Genomic DNA, 13,146 nt, shown 5'->3' on the forward strand with positions numbered 1-13,146 from the left:
AGCCCACTCGCCGCGCCCGGAACGAGCGGTGCGTGTAGATTGTGCGGGTCCCCGCTCCTCCGTCCCCCATGAATTACCGTCACGCGTTCCACGCCGGCAACCATGCCGACGTGCTCAAGCACATCGCACTGCTGGCGATCTGCGATGCACTGGTCGCCAAGCCGGCGCCGGTGTTCGCACTCGATACCCACGCCGGCCGTGGCCTGTACGCGCTCGACAGCAATTCGGCGCAGCGCACCGGCGAGGCCGAAGGCGGCATCGGCCGGCTGATCGCCGAGGCGCCCAAGCACCCGGCCATCGCACGTTATCTGGCCGCGATCCGGGCCTGCCGCCACGAACACGGCCAGGCCAGCTATCCGGGCTCGCCCTGGCTGCTGGCCCACGCCCTGCGCGAACAGGACCGGATCGCCGCCTGTGAGCTGCAGCCGGAAGAAGCCGGCCAGCTCAAGGCCGTGTTCGAACGCGACCCGCGCGTTGCCGTGCATGCCCGCGACGGCTATGCCGCAATGAAGGCACTGCTGCCGGCGCGTATCGGCGAAACCCGCTACAACCGCGGCCTGGTCCTGATCGACCCGCCCTACGAGGCGCAGCTCGAAGAGTTCGACACCGCGATCGGGGCGCTGCGCGAAGGCATCAGCCGCTGGCCGCAAGGGACGTTTGCCCTGTGGTATCCGATCAAGCTGCGGCGTGCGCTGCAACCGTTCTACCGGCGCGCGGCGGCGATCCCGGCCAAGTCGTCGTTCGTGGCCGAACTGCAGGTCCGGGCCGATGACTCGCCGCTGCGAATGAATGGCAGCGGCCTGCTGATCCTCAACCCGCCCTGGCAACTGGACCAGGCGCTGGCTGGCGTGCTTCCGCTGCTGTCGAAAGAGCTCGGTGAAGGGCCGGGGGCGGCCAGCCGGCTGGAGTGGCTTGTGCGCGCGGCGTAGGAAGCATTCGCGCTCACCGTCATCCCCGCGAAGGCGGGGACCCAGCGACGTTGTCCTTCGCAAAGCCAGGAGCAAAGGCAAAGTCAAAATGGATCCCGGCTTTCGCCGGGACGACGTGACAATGCTGATGCGGTGCGGGCCTGGGTCCCGGCGTTCGCCGGGACGACGGTGAGGGAACTGATGCGGTGCGGGCCTGGGTCCCGGCGTTCGCCGGGACGACGGTGGGGGATCTTCAGGCTGTCTTGCGGTCCGGCTCGAAGAAGCTCCAGCGCACTTCCGGGAAACTCTGCTTGAGCGCCCGCTCGACCGTGTTGATCTGATCAGTCAGACCGGCGACGCTGTGCTCCTCGCGCATCTGCGCCTGCACCGACACCAGCACCTCGTTGCCCAACTGCAGCGTGATCAGGCTGATCACCCGCGTGATCTCCGGACGCGCATCGAGGAACTCGCGCATCTGCTTCTGCCGCGCCGGATCCACGCTCTGCCCGATCAGCATCGCCTTGACCTCGATCGCGACGAACACCGCGACCACGATCAACAAAGCACCAATCGTGATCGTACCGATCGCATCCCACAGCGGATTGCCGGTAACCGCCGCCAGCAACACCGCGATCAGCGCAAACACCAGGCCGAACAGCGCCGCCAGGTCCTCGCCGAAGATCACCACCAGCTCGGCCTGGCGACTCTCGCGGAACCACTGCCACAGGCTGCGGTTGTCGCGCGCCTTGTTGACCTCGACCAGGCAAGCGCGCATCGACACCGCTTCGGCAATGATGCCGAACGTCAGCACGCCCGCCGCCCAGTACCAGTGCTTGATCGGCTCGGGATGCTGCAGTTTGTGGATGCCCTCGTACAGCGAGAACATGCCGCCGACGGTGAACAGCATCACCGCCACCAGGAACGACCAGAAATAGATCGCCTTGCCGTAGCCGAGCGGGTACTCCGGCGATGGCGGCTTGCGGGCCTGGCGCATGCCAAGCAACAGCAGCAGCTGGTTGCCGCAGTCGGCCAGCGAATGCACCGTCTCGGCCAGCATCGCGCTGGATCCGGTGAAGAACGCAGCCACGCCCTTGGCGACCGCGATCGCGAAATTGGCGCCCAACGCGAACAGGATCGCGCGGGTCGAATCACCACCACCTGCCATGTGCCTTCCTTAGTGTCTGGGTCGCTGGAGTGCGGAACTGAAGTGCCGAACCTGAATCGCGCGAGTCTACATCGGCACATGGCCGGGCTGTACGCGCGGCCATCGCGCCTGTCCCGGCCGACGATCAGTCGGCGAGTTCGCGCTGGGTTCGCTTCGGCAGTTTCTCGCGGATCAGTTCGTAGCTGCGGCGGACCAGCTCGCGCAGTTCCCCGGCCGGCACGCGCCCGGGCTGCTCGATATGCACCCAGTGCGCCCGCGCCAGGTACGGGGCGGGGATGAAGCCCGGCCGCTCGGTAAGCTCGAGGAACCTTTCGTCCTCGACCTTGAAACTCATGCTGCCCGCCTTCGGTCCACGCAGGCAGATCACGCAGAACATCTTGCCGGCCACCGAGAAGACCAGGTCGTCCTCCCATTTCACCGACTCCTCCACGCCTTGCCACGGCTCCAGCCAGGTGCGCACCGTGTCTTCGTTCATATGATCGTTCTCTGTCGCCGCCCCGCCGGTTGGCCGATGAACGGCCCCGCCCACGGGCGCCTTGTGAAGATTGTGAATACGCCTCAGCGGGGAAGTGTGCCAATATCCGCCCATGGCCGCGCGCGAACGCCTCCCGCCTTGGCACGAAAGAATGCGCCTCCCCAACGGGCGCGAAGTGCTGATACGCCCGATTCGGCCCGAAGACGCCGACCCCATCCGCGCGAGCTTCTCCCTGCTAGAGCCCGAAGAGGTTCGTCAGCGCTTCCTGTATGCGCTCAAGGAGCTGACCGCGGACACGGCCGAGCGGATGACGCGGATCAACCCCAAGACTGAATTCGCACTGGTCGCGGCCGAGCCGCTGCCGCCGGGCGAAGCCCTGGTCGGCGCAGTGGCCCGCATCGCCATCGACGAGAACGGGAAGGATGCCGAGTTCGCCATCCTGGTCAGCCATTACGTCGCCGGCATGGGCCTGGGCCGGTACTTGATGACGCGGCTGGTGAAATGGGCCCGCGGCAAGAAGCTCGACCGGGTCTACGGGGATGTGTTCGAGCACAACCAGGCGATGCTTTCGCTGGCCGAGTCACTGGGCTTCCAGCGCGAGTTCCAGCAGGACGCTCCCGGCCTGATCCGGGTCGCACTGGACCTGAAGGCACGCAAGACCTGAGCTGTCCGCAAGGACAAGGTTGCCGCGTTCGAATCTTTGCTTGGGGGGCCTGCGGCAGGGTGCTGCCGCGCGTCCATGGAAGGACCCCACCCTTCCGGACGCTGCCATGACCGTAAACGAAGAACGCCTCAACCAGTTCCTTGGCCACGCCGTGGGTGACCTCGGCGCGGCGATGAGCGCCACGCTGATGCTGGTCGGCGACCAGCTCGGCCTGTACCGGGCCCTGGCGAAGCGCCCCATGACCTCGGTGCAACTGGCATCGGAAACCGACACCAACGAGCGTTACGTGCGCGAGTGGCTCGGCAACCAGGCCGCGGGCGGCTACGTCGAGTACGACGCGGCCGCCAACACCTACTCACTGAGCCCGGAGCAGGCCCTGTGCCTGGCCGATCCGGGCGGACCGGTCGACCTGCCAGGCGCGTACTCGCTGGTCGAGGCGACGTTCCATGCGCTGGAACGCACCAAGGACAATTTCCGCACCGGCAAGGGCATGGAATGGGGTGAGCACCACCCGTGCCTGTTCCACGGCACCGAGCGCTTCTTCCGCGCCGGTTACAACGCCAACCTGATCACCAGCTGGCTGCCGGCGCTCGATGGCGTGATCGAGAAACTCAAGGCCGGCGGCAAGGCCGCGGACGTCGGTTGCGGGCACGGCGCGAGCACGGCGCTGATGGCGCAGGCGTTTCCGAAATCGAGCTTCATCGGCTACGACTACCACGCCGGTTCGATCGAGGTCGCCAGCGAACGCGCCCGCCAGGCGCGCGTCGACAACGCTTACTTCGAAGTCGCCGACGCCACCGGATACAGCGGCAACCATTTCGACCTGATTGCGTTCTTCGACTGCCTGCACGACATGGCCGACCCGGTCGGCGCGGCGCGGCACGCACTGCACGCACTCAAGCCCGACGGCACCTGCATGCTGGTGGAGCCTTTCGCCGGCGACAGCGTCGAGGAGAATCTCAACCCGGTCGGTCGCGTCTACTACGGCGCGTCATCGCAGATCTGCGTGCCGGTATCGCTGGCGCGCAATGGACCGGCGCTCGGAGCGCAGGCCGGAGAGGCGCGATTGCGCGCCGTGCTGGAGGAAGCCGGATTCAAGCGCTTCCGCCGCGCCACGCAGACACCGTTCAACCTGGTGCTGGAAGCGCGGCCCTGAGGCCGGCTTCACGGCATGTAGGAGCGAGCTTGCTCGCGATCAGACGGAGGCGCTCCGGAAACGTCTGGTCGCGAGCAAGCTCGCTCATACAAGGGCAGGCGACGGTGGTGCGTCAGACGATCGTCAGGGTGACGTCGATGTTGCCGCGGGTCGCGTTCGAGTACGGGCAGACCTGGTGGGCCTTCTCGACCAGCGCTTCAGCCTGCTCGCGCGGCAGGCCCGGCAGCGAGATCTTCAGCTCGGCCTGGATGCCGAACGCCTGGCCGACCGGGCCGATGCCGACGCTGCCTTCGATGCTGGCGTCAGCCGGGAAAGCGATCTTCTCGCGCGCGGCGACGACCTTCAGTGCGCCGATGAAGCAGGCCGAGTAGCCGGCTGCGAACAGCTGCTCCGGATTTGTGCCTTCGCCGCCGGCGCCACCGAGTTCACGCGGGGTGGTGAGCTTGACGTCGAGCACGTTGTCGGACGAGACGGCACGACCGTCGCGGCCGCCGGTGACGGTGGCATGGGCGGTGTAGAGGACTTTGTCGAGGGACATGGGTGACTCCTTTGGGGGCTTGCGGGGAAGTGCCGTTGCCGGCGGTTTTTTACTAGTGCGACAGTTGATCGTGCACTATGTACATGTCAGACGTGCGGGCGCTCATGCGTTCTTCGCCAGGCTCCCACGCAGGGACTCGAGCTGGTGCTTGAGCGACACCATCTCGTCGATCGAGCACTCCGCCGCGCAGAACAGGTCGGCCGGCACCGTTCGCGCCCTGGCCTTGAGGGCACGCCCTTCCGGGGTCAACGCGATGATGACCTGGCGCTCGTCGTCGAGCGCGCGGGTGCGGGTGATGAGACCGGCGGCCTGCATCCGCTTGAGCAGCGGAGTCAGCGTCGCCGAGTCCAGGAACAGGCGCTCGCCGATCTCGCTGACCGTGATCTGGTCGCGCTCCCACAGCACCAGCATCGCAAGGTACTGCGGGTAGGTCAGGCCGAGCGGCCCGAGCAGCTTGCGGTAGACCTTGTTGAGCGCCAGCCCGGTCGAGTACAGGGCGAAGCAGAGCTGCTCGTCGAGCGTCTGCGGCGCCTTGGCCCCTGACGCTTTCGCCCGTGATCCCTTGGTGGCTGCAGTCTTCATGCGGCGCACTTTACATAGTGCGCTATCTACTTGCAAGCGATTATTATCACGACCCGCGGAACGCTGCGGTCCACGCCGGCCGTTCCGGTCCTAGCCGCCCCACTCACGTAAAATGCAGCCTCTTTGCGCTGGCGGCGATGGCTGCCGGCGCTGCATGCGTTTTCTCGATCGAGACCCCCCGATGCCGAAGTCCGATTTCCCCACTCCGCCCTTGCCCAAGGCCGGACAGCAGCGCGCCTGGTGGCGCGCGCCGGCATCGCCTTCCGCGCTGGCCTTCCACATCGCCTCGGCGGCACGCGCGCACGCGGGCCCGGTGCTCGCGGTGGCTCGCGACAACCAGACCGCCCACCAGCTCGAATCCGACCTGCAAACGCTGCTGGCCGGGCAGGCAGAGGTGCCGGTGCTGGCCTTCCCGGACTGGGAAACCCTGCCCTACGACATTTTCAGCCCGCACCCGGACATCGTCAGCCAGCGCCTGTCGGCACTGCACCGCCTGCCAGCGCTCAAGCGCGGCATCGTCGTCGTGCCCGTCCAGACCCTGTTGCAGCGCCTGGCGCCACTCAAGCACATCGTCGGCGGCAGCTTCGACGTGAGGCTGGGCCAGCGCCTGGACCTGGACGCGGAAAAGCGCCGGCTGGAATCGGCCGGCTACCGCCACGTGCCACAGGTGCTCGACCCGGGCGACTTCGCCGTGCGCGGCGGCCTGCTCGATGTCTATCCGATGGGCGCCGAGCAGCCATTCCGCGTCGAACTGCTCGACGACGAGATCGACACCATCCGCGCCTTCGATCCGGAGTCGCAGCGTTCGCTCGACAAGATCGACGCGGTGCACCTGTTGCCGGGCCGCGAAGTCCCGCTCGATGACGCCTCGCTCAAGCGGGCGCTCGACGCCCTGCGCGACCGCTTCGATCTCGACACGCGCCGCAGCGCGCTGTACCAGGACCTCAAGGCCGGACTTACGCCACCGGGAATCGAGTACTACCTGCCGCTGTTCTTCGACAAGACCGCGACGCTGTTCGACTACCTCGCCGATGACACGCTGCCGGTGATCGGCGACGGCGCCTTCGAGGCGGCCGAGCAGTTCTGGACCAATACCGGCGAACGCTACGAGCAGCGTCGCCACGATCTCGAACGACCCCTGCTGCCGCCGGACGCACTGTACCTGGCGCCGAATGCGCTGCGCGAGCGTCTCAACGAAGGCAACCGCGTCGAGGTCTGCGGCGAAGGCCATCCGCAGCGCGACCGCGCGCAAGCGCTGGGTGACCAGCCGGCGCCGGCATTGCCGATCGCTGCGCGCGACCACGCGCCGGCCGATGCGCTCAAATCGTTCCTCGGCAGCTATCCCGGACGCGTGCTGATCGCCGCCGATTCGGCCGGCCGGCGCGAGGCGCTGCTGGAGTTGTTGCAGGGGGCGGGGTTGCGGCCGGAGGTGCTCTCCGGATGGGGCGCGTTTGCGCCTGCCCTCACATCTGCCCTCACCCCAACCCCTCTCCCGCGAGCGGGAGAGGGGCTTTCACGGTTCGCGATCGCTGTTGCACCGTTCGACGACGGCTTTGCCGTCAGCGAACCCGCGATCGCGGTGCTTACCGAGCGCCAGCTGTTCCCCGAGCGCGCCAGCCAGCCGCGCCGTCGCCGCCGCGTCGGCCGCGAACCCGAGGCGATCATCCGCGACCTGGGCGAGCTCAGCGAAGGCGCGCCGATCGTCCACGAGGATCACGGCGTCGGTCGCTATCGCGGCCTGATCACGCTGGAGGCCGGCGGCCTGCCGGGCGAGTACCTGGAGATCGAGTACGCCAAGGGCGACCGGCTGTATGTGCCGGTCGCGCAACTGCATCTGATCAATCGCTACTCCGGCGCCTCCGACGAAACCGCGCCGCTGCACTCGCTCGGTGGCGAGCAGTGGACCAAGGCCAAGCGCAAGGCCGCGGAGAAGGTCCGCGACGTCGCCGCCGAACTGCTCGAGATCCAGGCCAAGCGGCAGGCCCGCGCGGGCCTTGCGATCGACATCGACCGCAGCATGTACGAGCCGTTCGCCGCCGCGTTCCCGTTCGAGGAAACGCCCGACCAGCATTCGGCGATCGAAGCGGTGATCCGCGACCTGGGCTCGAGCCAGCCGATGGACCGCGTGATCTGCGGCGACGTCGGCTTCGGCAAGACCGAGGTCGCGGTGCGCGCCGCCTTCGTCGCCGCCGCCGCCGGCAAGCAGGTCGCGGTGCTGGTGCCGACCACGCTGCTGGCCGAGCAGCACTACCGCACCATGCGCGACCGCTTCGCCGACTGGCCGCTCAAGGTCGAGGTGCTGTCGCGCTTCAAGACCGCCAAGGAGATCAAGGCCGAGCTGGAAAAGGTCGCCGAGGGCAAGATCGACGTCGTCGTCGGCACGCACAGGCTCCTGCAGCCGGACGTGCGCTTCAAGGACCTGGGCGCGGTGATCGTCGACGAGGAGCAGCGCTTCGGCGTGCGCCAGAAGGAAGCGCTGAAGGCACTGCGCGCCAACGTCCACCTGCTGACGATGACCGCCACGCCCATCCCGCGCACGCTCAACATGGCCATGGCCGGCCTGCGCGACCTGTCGATCATCGCCACCCCGCCGGCGCATCGCCTGGCGGTGCAGACCTTCGTGGTGCCGTGGGACGACGCGCAGCTGCGCGAAGCGTTCCAGCGTGAGTTGTCGCGCGGCGGACAGGTGTACTTCCTGCACAACGACGTCGAGAGCATCGGCCGCATGCAGCGCCAGCTGGAGGAACTGGTGCCGGAGGCGCGCATCGGCGTCGCCCACGGCCAGATGCCCGAGCGCGAACTGGAACGGGTGATGCTCGACTTCCACAAGCAACGCTTCAACGTGCTGCTGTCGACGACGATCATCGAATCGGGCATCGACATCCCCAACGCCAACACCATCATCATGAACCGCGCCGACAAGTTCGGCCTGGCACAGCTGCACCAGCTGCGTGGCCGCGTCGGCCGTTCCCACCACCGTGCCTACGCCTACCTGGTGGTGCCGGACAAGAAATCGATCACCGCCGATGCGCGCAAGCGCCTGGATGCGATCGCGGCGATGGACGAGCTCGGTGCCGGCTTCACCCTGGCCACGCACGACCTGGAGATCCGCGGCGCCGGCGAGCTGCTCGGCGAGGAACAGAGCGGGCAGATGGCAGAGGTCGGTTTCAGCCTGTACACCGAGCTGCTCGAACGCGCGGTGCGCTCGATCAAGCGCGGCGAACTGCCCGATGTCGACGGTAGCCATGCCCGTGGCGCCGACGTCGAACTGCATGTGCCGGCCCTGATCCCGGACGACTACCTGCCCGACGTGCACACCCGCCTGACGCTGTACAAGCGCATCAGCGGCGCCCGCGACGTCGACGAGCTGCGCGAACTGCAGGTCGAAATGATCGACCGCTTCGGCCTGCTGCCCGACGCGGCCAAGCATCTGTTCGCCATCGCCGAGCTCAAGCAGCGCGCGACCACGCTGGGCATCCGCAAGCTCGACCTGGGCGAGAAGGGCGGACGCGTGCAGTTCGTCGAGAAGCCCAATGTCGATCCGATGGCGATCATCAAGCTCATCCAGGGCCAGCCCAGGCTCTATCGCATGGAAGGGCCGGACAAGCTGCGCATGACCCTGGAACTGCCGGATGCACAGTCACGACTGCTGGCGGCGCGTGGAATCGTGACGGCATTGCAGCCGGCCTGACGTGCCGAGGCCGGAGACAGGGTTGCGGGGAAGACGCTATGGTTGCGCGGCAACCCTCGCGCGGAATGCCCGATGAAGTTCACCCTGCCCGTCCTGCTTGCCTTTGCCCTCCTCGCCGGTTGCGTGACCCGCCCGCCGCCGGCGACCACCTTCATCCTGGTACGCCACGCCGAGAAGGTGCCCGACGGCTCGAAGGACCCCGAGCTGACCCCAGCCGGACTGGCCCGCGCCGACGCGCTGGCGGTGCGACTGGCCGACGTGCCGCTCGACGCCGTCTATTCCACCGGCTTTCGCCGGACGCAGCAGACTGCGGCGCCGACTGCGCGCGGTCATCACCTGACAGTGGTCACCTATGACGCCAAGGAATCCGCAGCCGACTTTTCTGCACGGCTCAAGCGCGGGCACGTCGGGCAAAGCGTGCTCGTAGTCGGACACAGCAACACCATTCCGGGCATTGCAGCCGCGTTGTGCAGCTGTGCCGTGGCGGAGATGAGCGAGGCCGAGTATGACCGCCTGACAACTGTGCGCATTGATGCGCAGGGCCAGGCGGTATTGGAAGAAGGCCGACAGTAAGCAATCTGTGGGAGGCACGACTCGATTCGAGCCACGAGCCCTGCACGGCCACTTCACATCGCCGCCTACAATCGCCGCCATGAGCCAACTGAGAAGATCGCTTGCCGTCGCCGCACCGACGCTGGCTGCAATGATCCTGGCCGCCTGCGCCGGCTGCAGCAGCCCGGTGCGCGGCGGCATGCAGGTATCAACCAACCAGGACTTCACGCTGCGGCCGGGCGAGCGGGCGATGCTGCCGGGACAGTCATCACTGCGTTACGTCGGCGTAGCCAACGATTCGCGCTGCCCGCCCACGGTGCAGTGCGTGTGGGCCGGCGACGCGGAGGTGAAGCTGGTGTTCGATCAGGCAGGCAAGGCGGTCGACGTGGTGTTGCACAGCGCCAACCCGGCGCCGCAACCGATGGGGCCATGGGCGCTCACGCTTGTCGGCCTGGAGCATGGCGCCGAACCGGCCGCCACGCTGCGCCTGCAAACCGGCGCAGGCGGCGGAAGCTAGCGTTCGCTGGCCGTAACGGGCTGTTTCATCAAACGCAACGCAGCCGCCGGCGATGGCATGCCAAGCTGCGACCTGCACAGTCACGACGAGGAACCGACATGACCACGATCGTTTCACCGCGCGTACACGACCTCGGCGGATTCCAGGTGCGGCGCGCCGTCCCCAGTATCCAGGCGCGCTCGATCGGCCCGTTCGTGTTCGTCGACCACATGGGGCCGGCCTTGTTCGAGGCCGGTCGCGGTATCGACGTGCGCCCCCACCCGCATATCGGCCTGGCGACGGTGACCTTCCTGTGGTCGGGCACGATCACCCACCGCGACACCCTCGGCAGCGACCAGGACATCAATCCCGGCGACGTCAACTGGATGACGGCCGGACGCGGCATCGCTCACTCCGAACGCACTCCGCCGACGCTGCGCGAACACGAGCATCCGCTGCACGGCATGCAGACCTGGGTTGCGCTGCCACGCTCGGACGAAGAAGCCGCTCCGGGCTTCTTCCACCACCCGGCCGCGACCCTGCCGCAGCAGCGCCGCAATGGCAGCTGGCTACGCGTGGTCGCCGGCCGTGGCTACGGCGAGGAATCGCCGGTGAAGGTCTGCAGCGGGACGCTGTACGTCGCCATCGACCTGGACGCCGATGCCGAGCTGGCGCTCGACGACGGCCATGCCGAGCGGGCGTTGTATGTGCTGGAAGGCGACGCCCAGCTCGACGGCGTCGACATCCCGGCGATGCACCTGGTCGTGCTCGACCCCGGCACCCGGCCGAAGCTGCGGGCGCGTACCCCGGTCAAGGCCATGTTGCTGGGTGGAGAGCCGCTGGACGGCCCCCGCCACCTGTGGTGGAACTTCGTGTCCAGCTCGAAGGAGCGGATCGAGCAGGCCAAGCAGGACTGGCTGGAGGGACGGTTCGGCAATGTCCCGGGCGACGACGAGTTCATTCCCCTGCCGGAGCGCTGAGGCTCCTGGCAGCCCCGCCTCCCCCGGCAGCGGCTCCCCGGGGTGCCGGATCCATAAGCCCGGTCACCTGCCTATTAAGCAACGTTATTTGTCAAGTGCCGTTTTCTGGACTATGTTCGGTCCAGATCGGGCACCTTGATCACGTTTTGGTCAACCCGGTCTGGTGTTTCGGGTGCATTTTCGGGGTTAGGGGCTGTTAGGCAATCGACCACAGGGGGTTAGTCGTGAAAACGACGGCATGGCGTATGTCGGCCTTGCCCGTGCTCGCCGGGCTCATGTTCGCGGCGAACGCACAGGCGCAGGACGTTCTGGCTCAGGGTCAGGGGACGTGTCCACAACTGCCCGCAAGCTCGGGGCTGGTCTGGGAATACAAGGGCAGCGGCGGAGCCGACTTCTGTCGGGCGCTGCGCGAGGACGGCTCCGAAGCGTTCGGCCTGTATATCTCGTCGAAGTCACCGTTCTCGCCCAAGCGCGGCAATCGCGCCGAAGCCGGGATGATCGATGGGCAGAGCATGTACTGGTACAAGGGCGAGGTCGCGATCAAGCCCGACATGCAGGTGCGTGAAACGCTGATCGAGCTGCAGGACGGTCGCACCGCGCACATCTGGCTGCAGGCCAGCGATGCACAGCTTGGCAATTCGATCATGTTGGCGCAGTCGATCCGGTTCCCGGCAACCCGGCTGAGCAGCAAGTAAGCAACAGTGAATGCCGCGGCCTGGCCGCGGCTCGCGGGCGCGCGCACCGACGCAGTACCAACAGGCGAGGCAGCCTGCTGGCGACTTGGCGTGCCTGCCGGCACATTGGCGCCGATCATCGGCCACCGACCTGGCCACGCGCTTCGGCCAACATCACCCCGGCTCTACAGCCGCCTCCTAAGATGGGCCGGCCCCGCCCCAGCGGCTGGGTGCACCCACTGCATCAGCACCGCCCGGGCGGAAGGTTGGCAGTACGACCCGGGCTTCCGTCACTTCGCAAGGAAGGAACTGGAGGCAGCATGATCAAGCGTCTCGGGGCAGAGTTCATCGGCACGTTCTGGCTGGTACTGGGCGGTTGCGGCAGCGCGGTGCTGGCAGCCAATTTCGGCGGCGATGGCAATCCGCTGGGTATCGGCTTTCTAGGGGTGGCGCTCGCATTCGGCCTGACGGTGCTGACCGGCGCCTACGCGCTCGGGCACATCTCCGGCGGCCACTTCAATCCGGCAGTGAGCTTCGGTCTGTGGGCCGGCGGCCGTTTCCCGGCGCGTGATCTTCTTCCCTACATCATCGCGCAGGTGCTCGGCGGTCTGTTCGCCGGTTTCATCCTCTGGCAGATAGCCAGCGGCACGGCCACGTTCGCGGTCGATCCCAATGCGGCCGGTGCATTCGCCAGCAACGGTTACGGTTCGCATTCGCCGGGCGGCTATTCGATCGCGGCGGCGTTCCTGTGCGAAGTCGTGATGACGGCGATGTTCCTGGTGGTGATCCTCGGTGCGACCCATCCGCGTGCGCCGGCCGGCTTCGGGCCATTGGCAATTGGCCTGGCGCTGACCTTGATCCATCTGATCAGCATCCCGGTCACCAACACGTCGGTGAATCCGGCGCGGTCGACCGGCGTGGCGGTGTTCGCCGGCGCCACCGCGATTTCGCAGCTTTGGCTGTTCTGGGTAGCGCCCATCGCGGGCGGTCTGCTCGGCGGCGTGATCTACCGCTGGCTGGGTGACGACGCGCAACGCTGAGTCCTGGCGCCATGAGCCCCTCTCCCGCTTGCGGGAGAGGGGTTGGGGTGAGGGCAGAAGGTTGCGTGCGTGGCCGAGGGGAGGAGGTGGGGTGTATTCCGCGAACCTCCGCTTCGCTCCGTTAACTGTTCGCGAAATACACCCCACTCCCTCCTTCCCAACGCTGCCGTTGTTTCATCGACTTCGCGTGTCGGGTCGGTGCGCTGCCCGCGTGAATTGGCTGCA

Annotated in this window: 13 protein-coding genes; 9 read left to right on the forward strand and 4 right to left on the reverse strand. The window is 67.3% G+C overall.

Features of this window, described 5'->3' with window-relative positions:
• Positions 1 to 68: 68 nt before the first annotated feature.
• Positions 69 to 929, forward strand: coding sequence for a 23S rRNA (adenine(2030)-N(6))-methyltransferase RlmJ (locus tag AC3A3X_RS16390; RefSeq protein WP_487584089.1), 861 nt, complete (start codon positions 69 to 71; stop codon positions 927 to 929).
• 232 nt (positions 930 to 1,161) lie between these two features.
• On the opposite strand, the gene AC3A3X_RS16395 is transcribed toward AC3A3X_RS16390, so the two are convergent.
• Both AC3A3X_RS16395 and AC3A3X_RS16400 read right to left on the reverse strand, forming a co-directional pair.
• Positions 1,162 to 2,073, reverse strand: a complete 912-nt coding sequence (locus AC3A3X_RS16395) for a cation diffusion facilitator family transporter (RefSeq protein WP_487584090.1) — start codon at positions 2,071 to 2,073, stop codon at positions 1,162 to 1,164.
• Between the two features lie 124 nt (positions 2,074 to 2,197).
• A complete protein-coding gene (locus AC3A3X_RS16400; RefSeq protein WP_487584091.1) occupies positions 2,198 to 2,548 on the reverse strand; it encodes an MmcQ/YjbR family DNA-binding protein in 351 nt (116 codons plus the stop codon).
• A gap of 112 nt (positions 2,549 to 2,660) precedes the next feature.
• On the opposite strand from AC3A3X_RS16400, the gene AC3A3X_RS16405 reads away from it, so the two are divergent.
• On the forward strand, positions 2,661 to 3,212 hold the full coding sequence (locus AC3A3X_RS16405) for an N-acetyltransferase family protein (protein ID WP_487584092.1): 552 nt from the start codon (positions 2,661 to 2,663) through the stop codon (positions 3,210 to 3,212).
• Positions 3,213 to 3,318: 106 nt separating this feature from the next.
• Positions 3,319 to 4,368, forward strand: a complete 1,050-nt coding sequence (locus tag AC3A3X_RS16410) for a class I SAM-dependent methyltransferase (RefSeq protein ID WP_487584093.1) — start codon at positions 3,319 to 3,321, stop codon at positions 4,366 to 4,368.
• Positions 4,369 to 4,480: 112 nt separating this feature from the next.
• Here the strand turns inward: AC3A3X_RS16410 and AC3A3X_RS16415 are convergent, their stop codons facing one another.
• Both AC3A3X_RS16415 and AC3A3X_RS16420 read right to left on the reverse strand, forming a co-directional pair.
• On the reverse strand, positions 4,481 to 4,906 hold the full coding sequence (locus AC3A3X_RS16415; RefSeq protein WP_487584094.1) for an organic hydroperoxide resistance protein: 426 nt from the start codon (positions 4,904 to 4,906) through the stop codon (positions 4,481 to 4,483).
• A gap of 102 nt (positions 4,907 to 5,008) precedes the next feature.
• Positions 5,009 to 5,488 carry a MarR family winged helix-turn-helix transcriptional regulator gene (locus tag AC3A3X_RS16420; protein WP_487584095.1) on the reverse strand — a complete coding sequence of 160 codons (480 nt, stop codon included), beginning with the start codon at positions 5,486 to 5,488 and terminating at the stop codon, positions 5,009 to 5,011.
• A 181-nt stretch (positions 5,489 to 5,669) separates the two neighbouring features.
• Between AC3A3X_RS16420 and mfd the strand changes: the two genes are divergently transcribed.
• The 6 genes from mfd (at position 5,670) to aqpZ (ending at position 12,921) form a co-directional block, all read left to right on the forward strand.
• Entirely contained in the window at positions 5,670 to 9,179 is a 3,510-nt protein-coding gene (gene mfd, locus AC3A3X_RS16425; protein WP_487584096.1) for a transcription-repair coupling factor, read from the forward strand.
• 72 nt (positions 9,180 to 9,251) lie between these two features.
• Positions 9,252 to 9,752 carry a histidine phosphatase family protein gene (locus AC3A3X_RS16430; RefSeq protein ID WP_487584097.1) on the forward strand — a complete coding sequence of 167 codons (501 nt, stop codon included), beginning with the start codon at positions 9,252 to 9,254 and terminating at the stop codon, positions 9,750 to 9,752.
• Positions 9,753 to 9,831: 79 nt separating this feature from the next.
• A complete protein-coding gene (locus AC3A3X_RS16435) occupies positions 9,832 to 10,248 on the forward strand; it encodes a hypothetical protein (RefSeq protein WP_487584098.1) in 417 nt (138 codons plus the stop codon).
• Positions 10,249 to 10,346: 98 nt separating this feature from the next.
• Positions 10,347 to 11,207 carry a pirin family protein gene (locus AC3A3X_RS16440; RefSeq protein ID WP_487584099.1) on the forward strand — a complete coding sequence of 287 codons (861 nt, stop codon included), beginning with the start codon at positions 10,347 to 10,349 and terminating at the stop codon, positions 11,205 to 11,207.
• A 254-nt stretch (positions 11,208 to 11,461) separates the two neighbouring features.
• Complete coding sequence (locus AC3A3X_RS16445) at positions 11,462 to 11,902, forward strand: hypothetical protein (RefSeq protein ID WP_487584100.1); 441 nt, start codon at positions 11,462 to 11,464, stop codon at positions 11,900 to 11,902.
• A gap of 299 nt (positions 11,903 to 12,201) precedes the next feature.
• Entirely contained in the window at positions 12,202 to 12,921 is a 720-nt protein-coding gene (aqpZ, locus tag AC3A3X_RS16450; RefSeq protein ID WP_487584101.1) for an aquaporin Z, read from the forward strand.
• Positions 12,922 to 13,146 lie beyond the last annotated feature (225 nt).

This window comes from Lysobacter sp. Soil_N_23 (assembly GCF_057656135.1).